At 36.6% G+C, this 19,817-nt stretch carries 15 protein-coding genes; 9 read left to right on the top strand and 6 right to left on the bottom strand.

Going from position 1 to position 19,817, the window contains the following annotated elements; all coding sequences use genetic code 11:
* Positions 1–41 precede the first annotated feature (41 nt).
* The 6 genes from MM236_RS02585 to MM236_RS02560 all read left to right on the top strand — a co-directional run bounded on the left by MM236_RS02585 (position 42) and on the right by MM236_RS02560 (position 9,894).
* Positions 42–632 carry a DUF6134 family protein gene (locus MM236_RS02585; protein ID WP_241273371.1) on the top strand — a complete coding sequence of 197 codons (591 nt, stop codon included), beginning with the start codon at positions 42–44 and terminating at the stop codon, positions 630–632.
* Positions 633–786: 154 nt separating this feature from the next.
* Entirely contained in the window at positions 787–1,476 is a 690-nt protein-coding gene (locus MM236_RS02580) for a TIGR04283 family arsenosugar biosynthesis glycosyltransferase (RefSeq protein ID WP_241273370.1), read from the top strand.
* Between the two features lie 18 nt (positions 1,477–1,494).
* Positions 1,495–2,568 (top strand): VOC family protein, encoded by a 1,074-nt coding sequence (locus MM236_RS02575; RefSeq protein ID WP_241273369.1) that lies wholly within the window; start codon positions 1,495–1,497, stop codon positions 2,566–2,568.
* 507 nt (positions 2,569–3,075) lie between these two features.
* On the top strand, positions 3,076–5,091 hold the full coding sequence (locus tag MM236_RS02570; protein ID WP_241273368.1) for an alpha amylase C-terminal domain-containing protein: 2,016 nt from the start codon (positions 3,076–3,078) through the stop codon (positions 5,089–5,091).
* A 426-nt stretch (positions 5,092–5,517) separates the two neighbouring features.
* Positions 5,518–8,499: a SusC/RagA family TonB-linked outer membrane protein gene (locus tag MM236_RS02565; protein WP_241273367.1), complete on the top strand. Its 2,982-nt coding sequence runs from the start codon at positions 5,518–5,520 to the stop codon at positions 8,497–8,499.
* A gap of 18 nt (positions 8,500–8,517) precedes the next feature.
* A complete protein-coding gene (locus MM236_RS02560) occupies positions 8,518–9,894 on the top strand; it encodes a RagB/SusD family nutrient uptake outer membrane protein (protein WP_241273366.1) in 1,377 nt (458 codons plus the stop codon).
* 66 nt (positions 9,895–9,960) lie between these two features.
* Here the strand turns inward: MM236_RS02560 and MM236_RS02555 are convergent, their stop codons facing one another.
* Together MM236_RS02555 and uxuA are read right to left on the bottom strand one after the other, a co-directional pair.
* Positions 9,961–11,145: a Gfo/Idh/MocA family protein gene (locus MM236_RS02555; RefSeq protein WP_241273365.1), complete on the bottom strand. Its 1,185-nt coding sequence runs from the start codon at positions 11,143–11,145 to the stop codon at positions 9,961–9,963.
* Between the two features lie 263 nt (positions 11,146–11,408).
* The gene (gene uxuA, locus MM236_RS02550; RefSeq protein WP_241273364.1) at positions 11,409–12,590 is read right to left on the bottom strand and encodes a mannonate dehydratase; all 1,182 of its coding nucleotides are present in this window, start codon (positions 12,588–12,590) and stop codon (positions 11,409–11,411) included.
* Positions 12,591–12,741: 151 nt separating this feature from the next.
* Between uxuA and MM236_RS02545 the strand changes: the two genes are divergently transcribed.
* A complete protein-coding gene (locus tag MM236_RS02545) occupies positions 12,742–13,755 on the top strand; it encodes a LacI family DNA-binding transcriptional regulator (protein ID WP_241273363.1) in 1,014 nt (337 codons plus the stop codon).
* A gap of 121 nt (positions 13,756–13,876) precedes the next feature.
* On the opposite strand, the gene MM236_RS02540 is transcribed toward MM236_RS02545, so the two are convergent.
* Both MM236_RS02540 and MM236_RS02535 read right to left on the bottom strand, forming a co-directional pair.
* Positions 13,877–15,226: a Gfo/Idh/MocA family protein gene (locus tag MM236_RS02540; RefSeq protein ID WP_241273362.1), complete on the bottom strand. Its 1,350-nt coding sequence runs from the start codon at positions 15,224–15,226 to the stop codon at positions 13,877–13,879.
* Positions 15,227–15,237: 11 nt separating this feature from the next.
* Positions 15,238–16,626: a 3-keto-disaccharide hydrolase gene (locus MM236_RS02535; protein WP_241273361.1), complete on the bottom strand. Its 1,389-nt coding sequence runs from the start codon at positions 16,624–16,626 to the stop codon at positions 15,238–15,240.
* A gap of 223 nt (positions 16,627–16,849) precedes the next feature.
* Here MM236_RS02535 and MM236_RS02530 point away from each other — a divergent pair, with 223 nt between their 5' ends.
* On the top strand, positions 16,850–17,695 hold the full coding sequence (locus tag MM236_RS02530) for an SDR family oxidoreductase (RefSeq protein WP_241273360.1): 846 nt from the start codon (positions 16,850–16,852) through the stop codon (positions 17,693–17,695).
* A gap of 64 nt (positions 17,696–17,759) precedes the next feature.
* On the opposite strand, the gene MM236_RS02525 is transcribed toward MM236_RS02530, so the two are convergent.
* Entirely contained in the window at positions 17,760–18,194 is a 435-nt protein-coding gene (locus MM236_RS02525) for a DUF6526 family protein (RefSeq protein ID WP_241273359.1), read from the bottom strand.
* A 121-nt stretch (positions 18,195–18,315) separates the two neighbouring features.
* Entirely contained in the window at positions 18,316–18,816 is a 501-nt protein-coding gene (locus MM236_RS02520) for a GNAT family N-acetyltransferase (RefSeq protein WP_241273358.1), read from the bottom strand.
* Positions 18,817–19,001: 185 nt separating this feature from the next.
* On the opposite strand from MM236_RS02520, the gene arfB reads away from it, so the two are divergent.
* A complete protein-coding gene (arfB, locus tag MM236_RS02515) occupies positions 19,002–19,418 on the top strand; it encodes an alternative ribosome rescue aminoacyl-tRNA hydrolase ArfB (RefSeq protein WP_241273357.1) in 417 nt (138 codons plus the stop codon).
* Positions 19,419–19,817: the final 399 nt, after the last annotated feature.

The raw sequence follows: 19,817 nt of genomic DNA, 5'->3' as shown, positions 1-19,817 counted from the left end.
AATTAGGAAATTGTAAGCCTAACTCTTGCTTATTTATTCCTATGAAGAAAACCAAACTTATTCTGATCGTCCTGCTATTTGTAACTTCACGTTTAGTGATAGCTCAAGAAAAAATAAAATTTGATGTTACGGTAGCAGGATTTTCCATTGGAGAAATGGAAGCCATAAAAACCGTAAAAGGAGAAGAAACCTATTACGACATTAGCAGTGAAGTAGGATTTTGGTTTTTTGGAAAGGTAAATGTTGAATATTCCATTAATTCCCATTTCAAAGGAACACAATTAATCGATGCGAAGGCAAAAACCAAATCGAATAAAGGTGATTTTGCTTCAGATATTCAATGGATTAAGGATAAATATGTCATAGAAGCTACCAGTTATAAATACGAAAAGGATACAGTCGTCAATCATCCACTTCATTATAGTTCAGCGATGTTGTATTTTGAAGAACCTACAAATCATAAGCTTTTTATGGCGGAAAATTATGGTTTACCTTCTACCATTGTAAAAAAGAAGGATCATTATGAAGTCAATGTGAATGGCAATAGGAATAAGTTCTATTACGTCAATGGAAAATTTGATAAAGCGATAATGGAAAGCCCGATCAAGAACTATGTCATCAAGAGGAAATAAATTATAGATTTATTGACCTGCCATTCGACTCTTTATTTGAGAATTATAATATTTCTGAAAAGTGAATAGTTAGAGTTTTCTGAAACATAAGTTAAGCTAAAGGCTATTAGATAACATAACGAATTGTGCCAATCGATAAGTAAATTAGAAGCAGGTGAAAATCAGTATTATCATTCCTATTTTTAATGAGGAAGAAAATTTAGCAAAACTAATCCCTTCAATTTTCAAAAAGTCAAAAGGAGATCTAGAAGTAATCGTTGTAGATGCTGGTAGTACTGACAAATCTATTTTGATTGCAAAATCCTTGGGGGCAAAGGTTTTGCTTTCTCAAAGAAAAAGCAGGGCAGCTCAGATGAACTTAGGAGCAAAGTCAGCCACTGGTGGAATTTTTTATTTTGTTCATGCAGATACAATTATCCATACTGATTTTGAAAAGGATATTATTCAAGCAGTTAGGGAAGGAATAAATGCCGGTTGCTACAGGTATAGGTTTGATTCCCAAAAAATCTTGCTAAAAATGAATGCTTGGTTTACAAGATTTAATGGTATATTGGCAGGAGGAGGCGATCAGACGCTATTTATTGAAAAAAATGTATTTGAATCTTTGAGTGGTTTTGATGAATATTATACCATCATGGAAGATTTTGAATTTGTAGGCAGAATAAAGAAAAGATACAATTTTCGAGTTTTGCCTAAAAGCATAGTGGTTTCAGCTAGAAAATATGATACCAATTCATGGTTGAAAGTTCAGTTGGCAAATCTAACTGTTTTCTCACTTTATTATTTCAAAAAACCACCTGATACCCTCAAATCAGTATATACAAAAATGTTAAAATATCGTTGAGTAATCGATTGCTTGAATATGAGTCAAAATAACGGAAATTTACCTATAATCACAGGAATACAGCAAGTTGGAATTGGTGTAGCTGATGCAAAAGAGGCATGGGCATGGTACAGGAAATTTTTTAAGATGGATGTACCGGTTTTTGAAGATGCAGCTACTGCCAATTTGATGACAAAATATACTTCAGGAAAGGCCCAAGAACGTTACGCTATTTTGGCTTTGAATATGCAAGGAGGTGGAGGATTTGAAATTTGGCAATATACCAAAAAGACCCCAATTGCTTTGGGTTTTGAAATGGGTTTGGGTGATTTGGGGATTTTTGCAGTAAAAATAAGGACTAAAGATATTCAAAAAACTTATGACTTCTTTGTGAAAGAAGGAGTAGAAATTTTATCAAAACCTGTAAAATCTCCTTGTGGTAGATCACATTTTTATGTCAAAGATCCCTATGGTAATATCTTTGAAATGATAGAAAGTAATTCTTGGTTTAAGTTGAACCAAGATAATACTGGTGGTGTAGCTGGTGTTACAATCGGTGTTCGAGATATTGAAAAAGCACTAAAATTGTATCAGGGAATATTGGGATACACTTCCATTAAATCTGATCAAACAGATACTTTTGAAGATTTAGTTCAATTACCTGGTGGAAAAGAGAAATTCAGACGCGTATTGATCAATAGATTGGAAAATAGGGTAGGCGCGTTCAGCAGATTGCTTTGTAAGACGGAAATAGAGCTTTTCGAATTAAAAGATAAAGAACCAAAGAAAATTTTCGCTGATAGGGATTGGGGGGATTTAGGTTTTATCCATGTTTGCTTTGATGTCACTGGAATGAAACAATTGGAAAAAAAATGTGAGCAAGCTGGATTTCCATTTACTGTTGATAGCAGTAATAGCTTTGATATGGGAAAAGCTGCTGGTCATTTTTCTTACTGTGAAGACCCTGATGGAACCTTAATAGAATTTGTGGAAACCCACAAAATCCCAATTATGGAAAAATGGGGTTGGTTTTATAGCCTCAAACAAAGAAAAGCAGAAAAGCCACTTCCAAATTGGATGTTTAGCTTGATGTCATTGAATAGGAAAAAATAACAAAGCGGATCGAAATTTTCGATCCGCTTTAGTTTTTCTAGACCTTATGAAGAAAGTTTTACTGATGCAAAACTAGGTGAATTATTACTTTGAAGGATTATTTTAGCATTATTGAAATGTTATTTTATACGCTGGATCTTGATCTAATCGAAAGCCATTCCTTCCAAAGTATATCTATCTTAATTCCTAGCTGGCTGTCATGTATCTGCAACTTACGAAGCTACTTCTTACCCATCTTACAATATTGAGGATACTCTTATATTATTTTTTATGACTATCCGCTTTCTTGCACGTAGCCAAACAATGGGTTGTTGGATGAACGATTTGTGGTTCTGTTGACTGTGAGCTGTTGTCTGCTGACGAGTATCCGCAACTTATAAAGGTACTTCTTACCCTACGTGCAACATTGCGGATACTCATATTATTTTTTTATTGAAGGAATACAAAATAATTCGTGGATAGAAAATCAATTTTTTCTAATTTAGAATTAAATAAAACAACATTTTTGTGAAAGACCCTATTATTCTTCCTTTAGTACAAGATGAATCTTGGCTAGAAGGACATTCGCAGGACATTTATAAGCGTTATCAAAGGTATCATTCTGCCATCAAAGAAATTGTTTCTTTCAGTGGTAGCATATTGGAATTTTCCAAAGCCCATGAATACTATGGAATTCATTTTGAAAAACTTAGAAATGGATGGGTTTATAGAGAATGGGCTCCATTGGCTCACAACTTATTTTTCATGGGTGATTTCAATTATTGGAATAGATACAGTCATCCAATGAAGCGAAATTATAGGGGAGATTGGGAGATATTCTTGCCCTTTGACGAATACAAAGATAAAATAAGACATGAAGGAAAAGTAAAAGTTCATGTAGAGGCTGATAACGGTGCATATGATCGAATTCCTGCCTACATTAGGCGTGTGGAGCAAGATTCTGAAAACCATGATTTTGCAGGTCAATTGTGGTTTCCAGAGGAAAACTTCATGTGGACTGACAAAAATTTTTCTGCTAAAAGTAACAAAGCACAACCAATAATATATGAATGTCACATTGGTATGGCTCAGGAAAAGGAAGGTGTTGGAACATATGTTGAGTTTGCTGAAAACATCCTTCCAAGAATCAAAGATGGAGGGTACAATACTATTCAGATGATGGCGATTATGGAGCATCCTTATTACGGATCTTTTGGCTATCACGTTTCTAACTTTTTCTCGCCAACTTCTAGGTTTGGAACACCGGAGGAATTGAAATACCTCATCAATAAAGCCCATGAAATGGGTATCGCTGTTATCATGGATATTGTCCATTCCCACGCAGTCAAAAATATAAATGAAGGCCTCAATGAATTTGATGGCTCTGATCATCAGTACTTTCATCCCGGTCCAAAAGGATACCATGAAGGTTGGGATTCAAAATTGTTTGATTACGGAAAATTTGAGGTAAAGCAATTTCTACTTTCCAACATACTCTATTGGATGGAAGAATTTCATTTTGATGGATTTAGATTTGATGGAGTCACTTCTATTCTATACCATCATCATGGACACACTGATTTTGATAAAGTCGAAAAATACTTCGACGAAGGAGTGGATAAAGATGCAGTCTTGTATATGCAGTTGGCTAATACTTTGATTCATGAATATTCTGAAAATCAGATTTCTATAGCTGAAGAAGTTAGTGGAATGCCAGGCCTAAGTCGCCCTCCAGAAGAAGGAGGAATAGGTTTTGACTTTAGATTGGCTATGGGAATTCCAGATTTTTGGATCAAAACCTTGAAACACAAACCAGATGAGCACTGGGATATGTTTGAGATGTGGCACGAGCTGACCAATAGACCGAAAAAGGAAAAAACGATAGCCTATGCAGAATCCCATGACCAAGCATTGGTAGGAGATAAGTCTATAGCTTTTTGGCTAATGGACAAAGAGATGTACTTCAGTATGGCCGTTGGCCAAACAAATTTGGTCGTCGATAGAGGTATCGCACTTCATAAACTGATCAGACTAATCACAATAAGCCTTGGTGGCGAAGGTTACCTGAATTTTATCGGAAATGAATTTGGCCATCCAGAATGGGTTGATTTTCCAAGAGAAGGAAATAACTGGAGTTACCAATATGCAAGACGTCAATGGTCATTGGCAGACAATAAAGATTTGAAATATAAATTTTTGAGTCAATGGGATAAGCAAATGATCAAGTTAATCGATGATACCAAAACCTTGAAATCAGCTCATGCAAAGCAATTGTTTCTCGATCCAGAAAAGAAAATTTTGGTATATGAACGTGCTGATTTGATTTTTGTCTTTAGTTTCAATATCAGTCATTCATATTTTGGCTATGAAATAACAGTTCCAGAAGCTGGAGAATATTCTATCGTCCTTAATTCAGATGACAATGACTTTGGAGGTTTCAAAAGAATCGATACTTCAATATCTTATTGGACAGATGATGATAATAAGATTCAGATTTATCTACCAAATAGGACAGCACTTGTATTTAAAAGATTGAAAAGTTGACAAGGCTATAGGTTTTGATAAATTGAAATAAAAAATGGAGAACTTAGGTTCTCTTTTTTTGTTTACTCCAATTTTATTCACTTAGCCCAACAAAATGTTATGTCTTAAATCAATTTGTACACAGATAGCTAATCGACTAATAACCAATTAGTGTTATCCGTAGGATTTAATGTGAAAATTTACATTTTGACGCTATTGTGGATACTTGATCTTTTGGAAAGATTGAATGTATTTTTAGTAACAAAACTGAATATAATTCCTGAAAAATATATGGAACGATTGAAATTATTATAATTTTTTAGTTTGATCATTAAGGTTATATAATTATTGTAAAAACTCGAATTGTAATTAAATATAATTTTGCCTTTTTAGAATAATCTTTTTTAATATATTTACTTAAATCAAAGTTTCATTAAATACTTACATATGAGAAAAACTTACAAATTCTCGGCTGTATTGGTGCTTTTCTTCCTCTCTGTGGGATGGACATTTGCACAATACACAGTTACGGGTACCGTGATTGACAGTCGAACAGGAGAACCCTTAATCGGGTCTAACATTTTGGTTAAGAATACCACAACTGGATCTGTTGCTGACCTTGATGGCAAATTCACGTTAAACATCAGCAGCAATAATGAAGCAGTATTGGTAATCTCTTCATTGGGTTATTTAAGTCAGAGTATTACAGTAAGCCCTACTTACACGAACCTGCAAATTGCATTGAAAGAAGACGCTACCAATTTGGAGGAAGTGGTGATTACAGGTTTGGCGTCATCGGTGAAGCGTTCCAATTTGGCCAATGCAGTATCCTCTGTTTCTGCAAAAGACCTGACGGGAACTACAACTGTACAGACTACAGACGGAGCACTTTATGGTAAAGTAGCGGGAGCAACTATCCGATCAAATGGTGGTGCACCAGGAGGTGGTCTTTCTATTCAACTGCGAGGTATATCAAGTTTGTCGGGTGCATCCCAACCACTGATAATTCTTGATGGAGTCTATATCAACAATTCCTTCCAACGGACTGGTAGGGCAGCCGTTTCAGGTGCTGGTGGTGCCAATCAAGATGATGGAGCAAATAGACTAGCTGACCTTAATCCAGCAGATATAGAAACTATTGAAGTCCTGAAAGGGCCTTCAGCAGCTGCAATTTATGGAACAAGGGCAAATGCAGGGGTAATTATCATCACTACAAAGAGGGGATCTGAAGGCAAAACAAGGGTATCATTATCCCAAGATATAGGATTTGCCAAGCCACTTAGGTTATTAGGAGTGGATGAGTGGAGTGAAGAGAAAATCAATTTCTTCTGGTCTGGAGACAGTGAAGCAAATAGACTAAGAAGAGCTACAGAATTAGAAAGGTTTAGGCAAGGTGATAGAATAGATTATGAAGACTATTTTTACAACAACACAGCTTTGCTCAGCAATACAAGAATGAACATCACTGGTGGTACAGAAAAGACCAAATTCTTTATTTCCGGAAACATCACTTCAGAAGACGGAACAGTAAAAAACACTGGTTTTGACCGTTATTCAATCCGTGCGAATATAGACCATAAAATAAGTGATAGAATCAAAATGTCGGTCTCTTCGAATTATATCAATTCAAAAACAGATCGTGGTTTTACAGGAAATCAAAACAATTCTGGAGCAAGTATCGGCTATAGCATTGCATATGTGCCTAATTATTTTGATTTGAGACCTGAAAATGGCGTTTATCCAACAAACCCATACTTTGCAGAAAATCCGGTTGCTTTGACAGATAATGCAATCAACACATCTGAAGTAAATAGATTTGTCCAAGCGTTTAACTTAGACATCGACTTGCTAAAAACAAGCAATAGCTTCTTGAAGGCAAGTATTGCCGGTGGTTTGGATTTTTTACAAAATTCTACGATGGTTTATCTTCCTGAATTTTTACAATCTCAGGTAGCATCTGCCAATCCTGGAGATCTTTTATTGGGAAAACAAGAAAGTTTTAATTCAAACTTTCAGGCGGCTTTGGTGTACAACTGGAACTTAGGAAGTGTAAATATGAACTCTCAGGCTGGTATGGTCCGTCTGGATTTTAGAAACAGTTCCCTTTTCAATAGAGGAAGAGGACTTGTCCCTGGTCAAACGAATTTGAGACAGGCTACAGTCCAAGAGATCAATGAACATTTTGTAAGTGAAATCCAAGAAGCAGGTGTGTTTCTGCAGCAAGAAGCAAATTGGGATGACAAGATTATAGGTACAGTCGGTATAAGATGGGATAAATCTTCATTGAGTGGTGACAATAGCAAATTATATTCGTTTCCAAGAGCATCTTTGGCTGTGAACATTGCCAATTTCGATTTCTTCAATTCAAGTGTGATCAATCAGTTGAAACCAAGAATTGCCTATGGAGAAACGGCTGGTCCAGTAGCATTTGGAAGTATCTACACACCATTACAGGGAGCCAATATTGGAGGTCTTTTGGGATCTGTAGTTTCAAATCAATTCGGAAACCAAAACATTTTACCTGAAACAGCAACTGAGCTTGAGTTTGGAGTAGATGCAAGTTTGTTCAATAATAGGTTGAGTATAGAAGCAACATACTACATCAAAAATGCCCAGAATAACATCCAAAACCTAAATCTCTCTCCTTCTGTAGGTGTTAATATTACACCAAGCAACGAGGCAGAATTGCAAAACAAGGGTTTTGAGTTGGGAATATCTGGTACAATCGTAGAAAAATCTTCATTCAAATGGTTCTCTAGGGCATTGTATTGGCAAAATAGAGCCTTGATAACAAGGCTTGACATCCCGACTTATATATTGGGTGCATTTGGCTCAGGACTTGGTACATTCCTATATGCTGAAGGATATCCTCCTACATCAATTGTAGGTACCCCAGCCAATCCAGACAATCCTGGAGGATTTACATTTTGGGGAGATGCACAGCCGAAATTCAATATGTCATTCTTCAATACATTTAGTATAAGGAAAAACCTTGAACTTTCTTTCCTATTGGATTGGAGAAAAGGTGGAGACAATATAAACCTTACTTCATTCTTATCAGATGGTGGTGGTACGACAAATGGTTGGTTTGATGATGATGATGGAGACGGGATTCCAAATGGTAGACAAAGACCTCCAGCGCCATTCAACAACGCAGGAAGATGGGTTCAGGATGCATCATTCGTGAAAGTGAGGGAAATTGGTCTTTATTATACCGTACCGAGGGCAAGTGTAGCTAGTGCTTTTGGTGGGTACCTTGAAAATGTAAAACTAGGAGTTTCAGCCAATAATGTTTTCTTGTTTACAAAATACGAAGGTTATGATCCTGAGACTTCTACTTTCGGAGCCAGATCGGTTGATAATAATGTGGACATAGCGCCTTATCCTACACCTAGAAGGATATTCTTCCACGTAACACTTGATTTTTAATTCCAAAATTGAAGTAAAATGAAAAAAGGTAAAATATATTTTAGTCTTTCATTACTCCTAAGCTTGAGTATATGGGGATGTAATCCATTAAATGTGGAAGAGATTTTGGATCCAAACAATCCATCGGTTTCCAGTGTGTCCAACAATGCCACCAAACCTCAAATACAATTTGTTTTGACGGGATTGGAATCTAGACATCGTGGTTATGTCACAAATGTCTCCCAAGCATGGAATACATTTGGAAGAGAGATTTGGTATCTCAATGGTTCTGACCCGAGATTTCAGACAGATTGGCTAGGCCAAAATGGACGTGTACCTGATAGGTCTTATTTCGGTTTTGGAAATACAGGCGGAGGTTCTTATGCAGCTCCTTATCAAGCCATCAACCAAGCGAGTGTGCTGATATCTGCCGCACAGAATTCATCGCTTATTACGGAAACTGAAAAAAGAGCCGTTTATGGTTTTGCAAAGATGATCCAAGGGTATCAATTTATGATTCCAGCGAATTTTGTATATAACAACGGAATAAGGATTGATGTATCGGATCCATTGAATCCGGGTCCTTTTGTTTCTTATTCAGAAGCAATGAACCACGCAAAAAGTCTTTTGGATGAAGCTGAATCAGAGTTTTCGGCGGCAGGAACTGGGAATTTCCCATTTGTATTGACTTCTGGATTTGCCCAGTTCAATACTATTGCTGGCCTAAGACAGGTGAACAATGCGATTTTGGCTAGAGCAAATGCTTATAGAAATGATTGGCAAGGTGTCCTGAATGCACTAAATGGATCATTTATGAATCTGAATGGTAATCTAAATACAGGACCATCACATCCATATGCAGGCCCACCTGATGTTTTCAATCCCTTGTTTTATTTACCAAACGCTGCGACAAATACAATTGTAGTAGTACACCCTTCTGTATTGGAAGATGCTACTCCTAATGATAACAGATTGTCTAAGTTCTTTCAAAGAGCAAACCCTGTTACCATCTCAACTGATGCTGGTACTTTGACTGGAACACATCAGGATGCTAGATGGGCTACAAATACAGCTGCAATTCCTTTCATTAAAAATGAAGAGTTAATTCTATTGAAAGCAGAAGCACATGCGAATCTGGATCAATTTGCCGATGCTGTAGCAGCAATAAATATAATCAGGCAAGCTGCTGGTATTGGAGTTTATTCAGGTGCTACTACAAGAGCCGCTTTGATAGATGAAATTTTGTACCAAAGAAGGTATTCACTCTGGGCAGAACCTTGGGGACACCGATGGATTGATGCCAGAAGGTATGATAGACTGAATGAAATCCCAACTTCATTTGATGGAGGGACGATTTTCACCCAATTCCCTCATCCACAGGCTGAGTTGAGCTGGGATCAATATGTTGGAAATTGATTTAAAAATGAAAAGAGGGAGCAATTGCTCCCTCTTTGTTTATCTCATCTTTTTTAATATCCAAAATCAACCTTCCCATTTTTGAAGAATGCCACTTTTCAGAGATTTATTCGCCATAGCTACTGCAATAGCTGTATTGCCACCATTTATCACATTTGAATTTGGTTCAACAGCTTTTTCTATAGACGAATAGAAATCTTCCAAGGCATAGTAAGTACCGTCTTTCAATGGTTCCGTTACCAATTTGATTCCTGATTTATTATCAGACCAATCAAGTTTGGTCGCACCAGAGACTCCATCTACTTGCTGAAGTTCTTTGAGATGATCAGGTTCTGGATAGAAATATCCATCATTCATCAATAAGGAAATGGTTCCTTTACTACCTTTTATCTTAAAGATATAGCCTTCGTATTGATTGCTGCAGGTAGCTCCATAGTTTCCGATGATTCCTTCCTCTTCATATCTTACTACTACTTGTACGTTATCAAATGTTTCTCTGCCATCTTTGAAATTGTCTATTCCTCCTGTACCATATATTGTACTTGGAACAGTATCAAAAGCCCAGTGTACAAAATCCATCTGATGGGAGAGGAGCTCTGCTACCAAACCTCCTGAATATTGATCATACATTCTCCAATTCACCTGTCTTTCCAACTCTGGACTTGGAACATGTCTTCTCCAGTTGTGGTTTCTATCCCACCGTGATTCTATTTGAGTCACTTTTCCTAAGTATCCGGATTTTATATAATCTTTGACTTTGAAATAAAGTGGGGAATACCTGTATTGGTGTCCTACTTGGATTGTCTGCTTGGGGAATTTTTTGTGTAACTCCATCAATGCTCTAGCATCATCTGCTGTATGAGTCATTGCCTTTTCCAAATAAATATGCTTACCAGCTTCCAAGGCTGTTTTGGCATGCTCAAAATGCATAGAAAGTGGTGTTGCAATGAATATAATATCCACATGCTTCGAAGCAGCCATTTCCTTATGGTCTTTGAAAACCTTAATGTCCGAGTTCAATCTTGTCTTTCGTGCATTTTGAATCCTAAAATCCAAAGTTTCGCAAATAGCCGTCACTTTGAATTTATCGGGCATTTGCTCCAATACACTATGAAGCCCTGAACCACGATCTCCATAGCCCAAAATACCTACATTGTATTGACGGTTCAAATGATGATGGATAGAAAAAGCAGGTATTGTAGCACCAATTCCCAAAACAGCTCCTGCTTTGATAAAATTTCTTCTTTTCAATGGTTATCTTTTTAGGTTTAAGAAGTTCAAGATAAAACAGATATCATCTCTTTCCAAAAGCCTATATGTAAACGGTATTATTTCAATTTAGTATATGAATATCGCTACTTTGCCAGTAATGAAGTAAGCAGACCATCATTTTGCGAATAATCGTCAACAACACCACGGCGTACGAGTGTCAAAGCACAACAATCAACAGTAATGAAAATCCGTTGTTGGTGAAAGTTTGTTTGGCTAGTGGCAAAGTAGCGCATATACATAATTTAGTACTTACAAAAAAGGATTCCTTCTTCCACACCTCTAATTTCCGCAAGCCCCTTTAATCTTCCAATAGCAGAATATCCTGGATTGGTTGTCTTTTTGAGATCATCCAACATTTGATGTCCATGATCAGGACGCATTGGAATTGATTTTTGTAGTTTTTGCTGTACTTCTATCAATTCTGCAATTACACGTGCCATTGGCACATCACCTTCCAAGTGGTTATCTTCATGGAAATTTCCATTTTCATCTCGTTTGGTGCTTCTAAGGTGTATGAAATGTATTCTCTCACCAAACTCCTTTACCATTTCAGGTAGATTGTTTTCCGCAATCACTCCATAGGATCCTGTACAAAATGTAATACCGTTGTAAGGACTTGGATTATCAGAAATCAGTCTTCTGATATCTTTGGATGTACTCATTACCCTTGGCAATCCAAAAATATTGAATGGTGGATCATCAGGATGAATCGCAAGATAAACTTTGTTTTCTTCGGCAACAGGTACAATCTCCGATAAAAACAACCTTAAATTTTCTTCCAACTCCTTACGACTAATCCCGTCATAAGTGTCTAAAGCTGCTTGAAATTGCTCTAATGTATAACCTTCCTCCGAACCTGGAAGTCCTTTGATGACATTGGTAATGATGAGTTCTTTTTCACTTTCACTCAAACCTTCTAAGTATGCAGCTGCAAGCTTAATTTCTCCTTCAGAATAATCCTTCTCTGCATTTGGTCTTTTCAGAATAAAAACATCAAATGCCACAATGGCATCCTTTTCAAACCTCAATGCTTTTGCTTTGTTTGGAAGTTCATAAGCTAGGTTAGTCCTGGTCCAATCTAATATGGGCATAAAGTTATAGCATACAGTGAAAATGCCTTCAGCAGCTAGATTTTCTATACTTTTCTTATAATTCTCTATGTATGTTTTAAAATCTCCCGATCTGGTTTTGATTTGTTCATGGACGGGAATTGACTCTACCACTGACCATACCAATCCTGCTGCTTCAACTTCTTTTTTTCTATTGCTTATTTCTTCCCTTGTCCAAACTTGGCCATTTGGGATATGATGAAGTGCTGTCACGATACCAGTAGCACCAGCTTGACGTATATCTTGCAGGCTTACTGGATCCTTTGGACCATACCATCGCATAGTCTGTTCCATTTTAAATATTGATTGATTCATGTATTCTTGTTAAAACTATGAGTTCAAAGTTTAATTTTACAAAATAAAGGGGGAGAAGGAATTGTATTTAGGAATTTTATGTGCAATCGTTTCCGAAAATTTAATCATATTTGAAACTCCTTGAACCATTGATAAACCCTTTTATTTAGCCATGGCTGAAATTACGATAAAATATTTGGCAGAAAAACTCAATCTCGCACCTTCAACCGTATCACGTGCATTGAATGATAGTCATGAAATAAGCTCTGGTACAAAAGAAAAGGTGATGGCTTTGGCGAAGGAGCTAAACTTTCAGCCAAATCCTTATGCGAGAAGTTTGAGAGAACAGAAGAGCAAAACCATTGGTGTGATTATTCCAGAAAGGATCAATAATTTTTTTAGTCAGGTAATAGATGGGATGGAAGCTGTGACAAAAGCGCATGGATACCATTTGTTGGTTTATAATTCCAATGAAGATATTGAGCAGGAAAAAACTATTCTTTCCCTTTTGGTTGGAGGAAGGGTTGATGCCATTGTAATGTCAATTTCAGGTCAAAATCAGAAAGGAGAACATTTGAAAGTTTTGAAAAATAGAGCTATTCCAATTGTGTTTTTTGACAGAATTCCTTATGATTTTCCAACTACAAAACTTATTACAAACGATTATCAAGCTGGATATGAAGGAACGGTTCACTTAATCAACAAAGGTTGTAAGAAAATCATTTTCTTGGTTTTGTCTAAAGAGGTTTCAATTGGAAAAGAAAGGATGCGAGGATATTTGGATGCTTTGAAAAGCCACAATCTGCCGTTTGATGAAAGTTGGATTGTTGCATGTGGACACTCGGAAATTGAAAATATTGCTCATTTGGAAAAAGTTTTTTACAAAATAGACCGCCCAGACGGAGTTTTGGCATCTGTAGAGAAACTTGCTTTGGCCACTTATAGAGCACTCGCAAAAACAAATATCAAAATGCCAGAGCAAGTTAGAATGGTAAGTTTTTCGAATATGAAAATTGCGGATTTGCTGTGTCCGCCATTGTCTACTATATCACAACCAGCGATAGAAATAGGGGTAGAATGTGCGAATCTATTGATGAAGAGGCTGACAAAAAAAGGTCAACCAGACCTTGAAGACAAGATCGTCACTATTCCATCAGTTTTTACAGAAAGGGAGAGTTCAAGGTAAATCTTTTTTAATTGATTGTTGAAAATCTAGTTAAAGCAAAAAAAATGAATTTGAAAAGCAAAGACCTTAAAAATCGAAGAGTTCGATTTTTAAGGTCTTTTGAATAGTGGTTAGTTTAGCATTATATATTTGGTTCCCAACCTTTTTCATATTCGCGTGACCACAGATCCATTCCTTTTCTATTATAGATATGACCATTTGTTGGATTGCAATCGAAGTTCTCACCAATTCTAGAAGATATATTTGCCAAGTGGCACAACAAACTGCTTTTTGCTCCCTCGTCAATTGGTGATCGCTGAATTCCCTTTCCTCTAATGGCATCGAAGAAGTTGACAACATGGTGTGTGCTCATATCTCCGCCACCACCTAGACCTGTGCTGCCTTCGGTGCCTGATGATTTCACTTCTTTGATCAATTTTCCGCTGACATCAAATAGCCGGTAATGCTCTCTATCAACAAACACAGACCCATTTGTGCCAAAGATTACCGTACCTCGACCACCACCATACATGTTGTAGTTATTTCTGCTTTTCCCATCCCAGACTATGGTTTTGTTATTGTCAAATTTGAAAGTCGCCAGCATGGTATCATACATTTCCCATCCATCTTCTGGAAAATGATATTTATCAGAATCAACCGCAACATGATTTGGGAAATCAACTTTCAATGCCCATCTAGCTACATCGAGTTCGTGAGTGGCGTTATTACCAGTCTCGGCTGTACCAAAATCCCAGCCATACCAATGCCAGTTATAATCCCATGTATTATGCATGTACTCTTTTCTTGGTGAAGGGCCTTGATACAAATCCCAATCCAAACCTTCGGGTGGACTTGCAGGACTTGGATTTGGGACTTTCCCTCTACCATTGTTATAAAAAGCAGTAGCCATATATGGAGTCCCGATCGTGCCGTCATGAATAGCTTTGATGATCTCAATAGTATGGTCAGACGATCGCTGTTGGTTGCCCATTTGAACCACCTTTCCATATTTTTTCTGATATTCTACGAGCAATTCACCTTCTCTTGGATTGTGGCTACATGGTTTTTCTACATAGACATTTTTTCCTGCTTCCAAAGCCAACCATGTGCCAGGTGCATGCCAATGGTCAGGTGTTGCATTGATGACAGCATCTACACTTTTATCTTCAATTACTTTAAAAAAACTGTTTTCTAACTTGGGTGAATAGTCCAGTTTCTTAGCAAATATGGCAGCAGCATTTTCTCTTTGTGATTTCATCACATCGCATAAATAGCCTATGGTCACGTTGTTTTTTCCATCGGTCAATGGAGGAATAAACGCTTCCAACCTTCTTCCCAATCCAATTACCGCAACATTTATCCGATCATTTGCTCCAAGTATATTTCCATAGCTTTTGGCTGAGAAACCCAAAGAACCAAGAGAGGAAATTCCTGCCGATAGGAGGGTAGTTTTCTTGATAAAATCTCTTCGAGATGATGATTTATTAGTCATAGGTCTAGGGTTTATTTTAGGGTTTTGATTTTGATGTTTTTGAAACTCACTTCGTCACCATGATCCTGCAGAAGGATTCTTCCTTCAGCTGCCTCACCAAAATTCTCCCATATGTTGTACTTGCTTTTTTGAACCAATTCCCTAAACTCCTCAGATCCTCTTACATATTCTAATACCTTGACTCCATTGATGAAATGCTGAACTTTGTTGTCAGGATGTACGACTACTCTTCCCTGATTCCATTCTCCTGGTTTGCGAACGAACCTTGCTTGTTTTTCAGCAGTTTTGAGATCATATAATGATGCAAGTGTTCTATTTCCATCACGTCCATTTTTTGCATCAGGATGTCTTTCATCATCCAATATCTGATATTCCAATCCAATAGCAGATCCTGTGTTTCCTTCCGATAGCGTCACAAAATATTTGACCCCACTATTTGCACCTTCTGAGATTTTAAAATCAAATGCGAGATCAAATGCACTGAACATTTCTTTGCTTACAATATCCCCAAAATTTGTTGACTCAGACCCGTCTGTTCCTTGTATTGTAAGAACTCCATCATTGATATTCCAACCTTCTTCTGGAAAAGTTTCTTTATAGGCGCCAACCCATCCTTCTGAACTTTCACCATCAAAAAGCAACTTCCAGCCTTTCTCTTTTTCAAAATTAGTCAATTTGTTATACCCAGTGTTGACCACAAAAACATCACCTTCAAATGGCATTGGCTCCAAGTCTTCAGTTTGAATTCTCACATTTCTGAAATAGGTTTTTTCGCCCACATGGGCTTCATCATAAATAGCGTGAACCTGTAAACCTACAAAACCACTTTTATCCATATCATCCACCACATAGGCTACCTCTTGACCATTGATCCAAGATTTGATTTCATTTCCGATTGCCTCAATTCTATAGGTATTCCATTCACCCATTTTGAAAGCAGATTTTGCAGCTGGATTAAGGTCCAACGGGTACAACCAGCCTCTTCTTGCTTCGTCATATAGTCCTCCTGACCAAGCTCTGTCGGTAGGATCAGATTCTATTTGATATCCATATACCATGCCTTCGCCTTCTCGCGCAGACTGATTAAACTGACCGCGTACCATTACACCAGAATTGGAAGATGGATGATTGATCTTAATATCAACCTCCATGATATAATCTCCAAATGTCTCATCTGTGATAAGAAAAGTATTCGGTGTATTATGTACAGCCGTCCCGATGATGACTCCATCCTCTACTTCAAATGTAGCTGCTCCCATTACTGTTTTCCAGCCATCTAAAGTCTTACCGTCAAAAAGGTCTCTCCATTTGCCATCTGTTTGTTCTGTATTTTCAGAATTGCAGGAAGAAAATCCCAAAGCAAGTGTAAATAAAAGCGCTAATGTTTTCAATTTTTTCATTTTATTTTGAGTTCTCATTTTTTTCATGGTTCAATATTGAGAAATATGCTGTAAAAACAGACTTGAAAAGCTTTAATTTACGAAATCGTTTGCGAGAATTTCAGTTCAAGAGTACTTTTTGAAATTGCAATGAAATCGTTTGCGTATTTTTTATTCGGTTGATTTGTCTCTTTTTGGTATAATCTTCAAATTGCTGTCATTATATATAAATAAAAGGCGAATTATGAATAAACTGACTCAATCCCTCAAAGGAAAAGTTGCAGTAGTTACAGGTGGTGGTGGTGTACTTTGTGGTGTATTAGCAAAAGCTTTAGCTAGCGAAGGAGCCATGATTGCTATTTTGGATTTGAACTTAGAAAAAGCAGAAGAAGTAGCAGAATCATTAAGGAATGATGGAGCAAATGCTATTGGTGTAAAAGCCAATGTTCTCCAAAAAGAAAGTCTTTTGGCAGCCCATTCAGAAGTGAATAAAAAATTAGGGCCTTGTGATATTTTGCTCAATGGTGCAGGAGGTAATCATCCAATGGGAACTACAGCAAAGCCTTTTTTGGAGGAAGGAGATTTGGATCAAGAAGATCTGAAGACCTTTTTTGATTTGGATCCAGAAGGAATCAAGTTTGTCTTTGACCTTAACTTCATTGGATCACTCTTGCCAACTCAGGTTTTTGCAAGAGATATGGTTGGCAAATCGGGTTGCTCAGTTATCAATGTATCCTCTATGAATGCATTTACGCCTTTGACCAAGATCCCAGCATATAGTGGAGCAAAAGCAGCGATTTCCAATTTCACACAATGGTTGGCGGTTCATTTTTCAAAAATGGGAATCAGGGTAAATGCTTTAGCTCCTGGATTTTTCTTAACGGAGCAAAACCGGACATTGTTAACAAATGAAGATGGAACTTTGACAGCAAGGGGAAATCAAGTCATAGACCATACACCATTAGGGAGATTTGGCAAGCCGGAAGATTTAAACACTACATTGCTTTGGCTAGTGGGCGAAGGTTCATCTTTTGTAACAGGAATTGTAGTACCTATCGACGGTGGGTTTAGTGCTTACAGCGGTGTGTAATTTGAAATAATTTTGGTTTATATTTTCAAACAGCTCTTTCTTGTTTAGAAAGAGCTGTTTTTATTCATACACGTCTTTGATCAGCTTGCCAATTTTTTATAAGCTTTTTGATTTCCTTTGCCCTTAGATCTTTTTCTAGTGTATTGTTTATCAAAGGAATCAATTCTTCATCAGAGGCAAATCTCAGTGCTATAATTTGGGACAATCTTAATTTATCTTCCAAAGCGCGAAGGGATTTACCTGTTAATTCGAAATATCTTTGACGCATCTCCATTCTGATAATTCTATCTTGGTTTTTTAAAGCATAAATTCTTGCTAATAACGGTAAGATAAGGAGTATCAATGCTCCAAGAAAATGAAATAAGGCTATCCCAAAAAAGTCCGAATTAAATGATTGAATTAACCTTACAATTGACCAAATAAATAATGTAAGGGTCAAAGGTGTGATTATGAAATGATGTAATGGGTAAAAGCGTGTATGATTTTTGAAATTTTGCATTTGTTTGGTGAGTTCAAAAGTAAAAGTAAAGATTCTGGACTTAACCGGTTTGTGAATGTAAATGTTTTAATTGTCAATAATTTTATAAAAACTCACAGTGAATACTTTAGCTTTTGGGAATTCAAAATGTTAATTCCAAAACAAGATCATCCATTACAAATCCATTTCCTATATCTATCACTTCTTTTTTTATCTCCTTGAACCCGACATATAGATAGAATTCTATTGCCTGCTTGTTGAATCGATTTACATTAAGGTAGATTGATTTAAAGCCGTTTTGGACTGCGATTTTTTGGACTTCGTACAATAGCTTTTTACCAATTCCTTTTCCTTGAGTATTCGGAAGGATATAGATTTTATGGATTTTTACGCTATTACTACCTTCACAATTCAACTCAAAACTGCAAAATCCCAAAGTTTCTTCCCCTTCTTTGGCAAGTAAAAAAGTATGTTTTTTTAATTTGATTTGAGACTTTAGAGCATCTAGATCATACATCTGATCTAGCATATAATCAATCTGAACAGGAGTCAAAATATTACTAAATGTTTCAGGCCAAGTTGCGTAGGCTATTTTTTGAACCTCAACCAACTGATTTTCTGAGGCAGGGTGGATTTCTATCATAATTCAAATATTGCTCAAAAGACATGAATTTTAAAATTGATCGGATTTAAATATTTAAATTTATAACTCAATTAAAGAATAGTCGCATTGTATGTGGCTAATGCTAAGAAAAGAAATACATAAGGATTAATTAGAAAAGCTTTTTAAATGTTAACGAATTTTCCTTAAAATGAAAAAGGTAAAAAATGCATATAAATAAAAAAATTAAATTACAGCAATTCAATTCAGAATTTGAGTTTCAGGCATCTCGGAGTAGTGGACCTGGAGGGCAGAATGTGAATAAAGTGAATTCCAAAATACAGTTGTTTTTTGATGTCAATGCGTCACAGGTATTGTCAGAAGAGGAAAAAGAAATTTTGAAAGTAAAGTGGTCATCTAAGTTGGATGCAACAGGGAAAATAATGTTCCAAAGTCAGGAGAAACGCTCTCAAATCCAGAATAAGGAAATTGCCATTAGGAAATTCTATGATTCATTGCATAAGGCATTTGAAAAAAAGAAAGTTCGTAAAGCTACCAAACCGAGTAAAGGAGCAATAGAAAGTAGGCTAAAAGCCAAGAAAGCAAATTCTGAAAAGAAGAAAAATAGGAGTGGAGATTGGTAAAACCTCCCAAAGTCCGACTAGTTTAATGTACAAATCGTTACATTTCTTCATTCGATCTCTGCACCTAACTTTAGGATGACAAGGCCAGAATTGCCTAAGTAAAATTGAATTTATCTCCTTACTCCTAGAATAGTAAAAGGTAGCATAAAAATGTTCTTTACTATTGAGAAAGATAAATCTACCGCAAATCCCAATAATCGAAACGGGAGTAGGATCAGCCAAAATATTGGGTATAAAAACAAAGCCAGTATAGCGATTGGCCAACATAAAAGAAACAGGATGCACCAAAGTAGGAAACTGATCATAATTACATTTTAGATTCTTTGGTTCAAAAAAAGTACCAGCATAAAAAAAGACTCTATTTTAAATGGTAGAGCCTTTTTGCATTTATAACTGTCT

It is taken from the genome of Belliella calami, from assembly GCF_022549695.1.
GTDB classification, from domain to species: Bacteria; Bacteroidota; Bacteroidia; order Cytophagales; family Cyclobacteriaceae; genus Belliella; species Belliella calami.
This window is presented reverse-complemented; position numbering and strand designations above follow the sequence as displayed.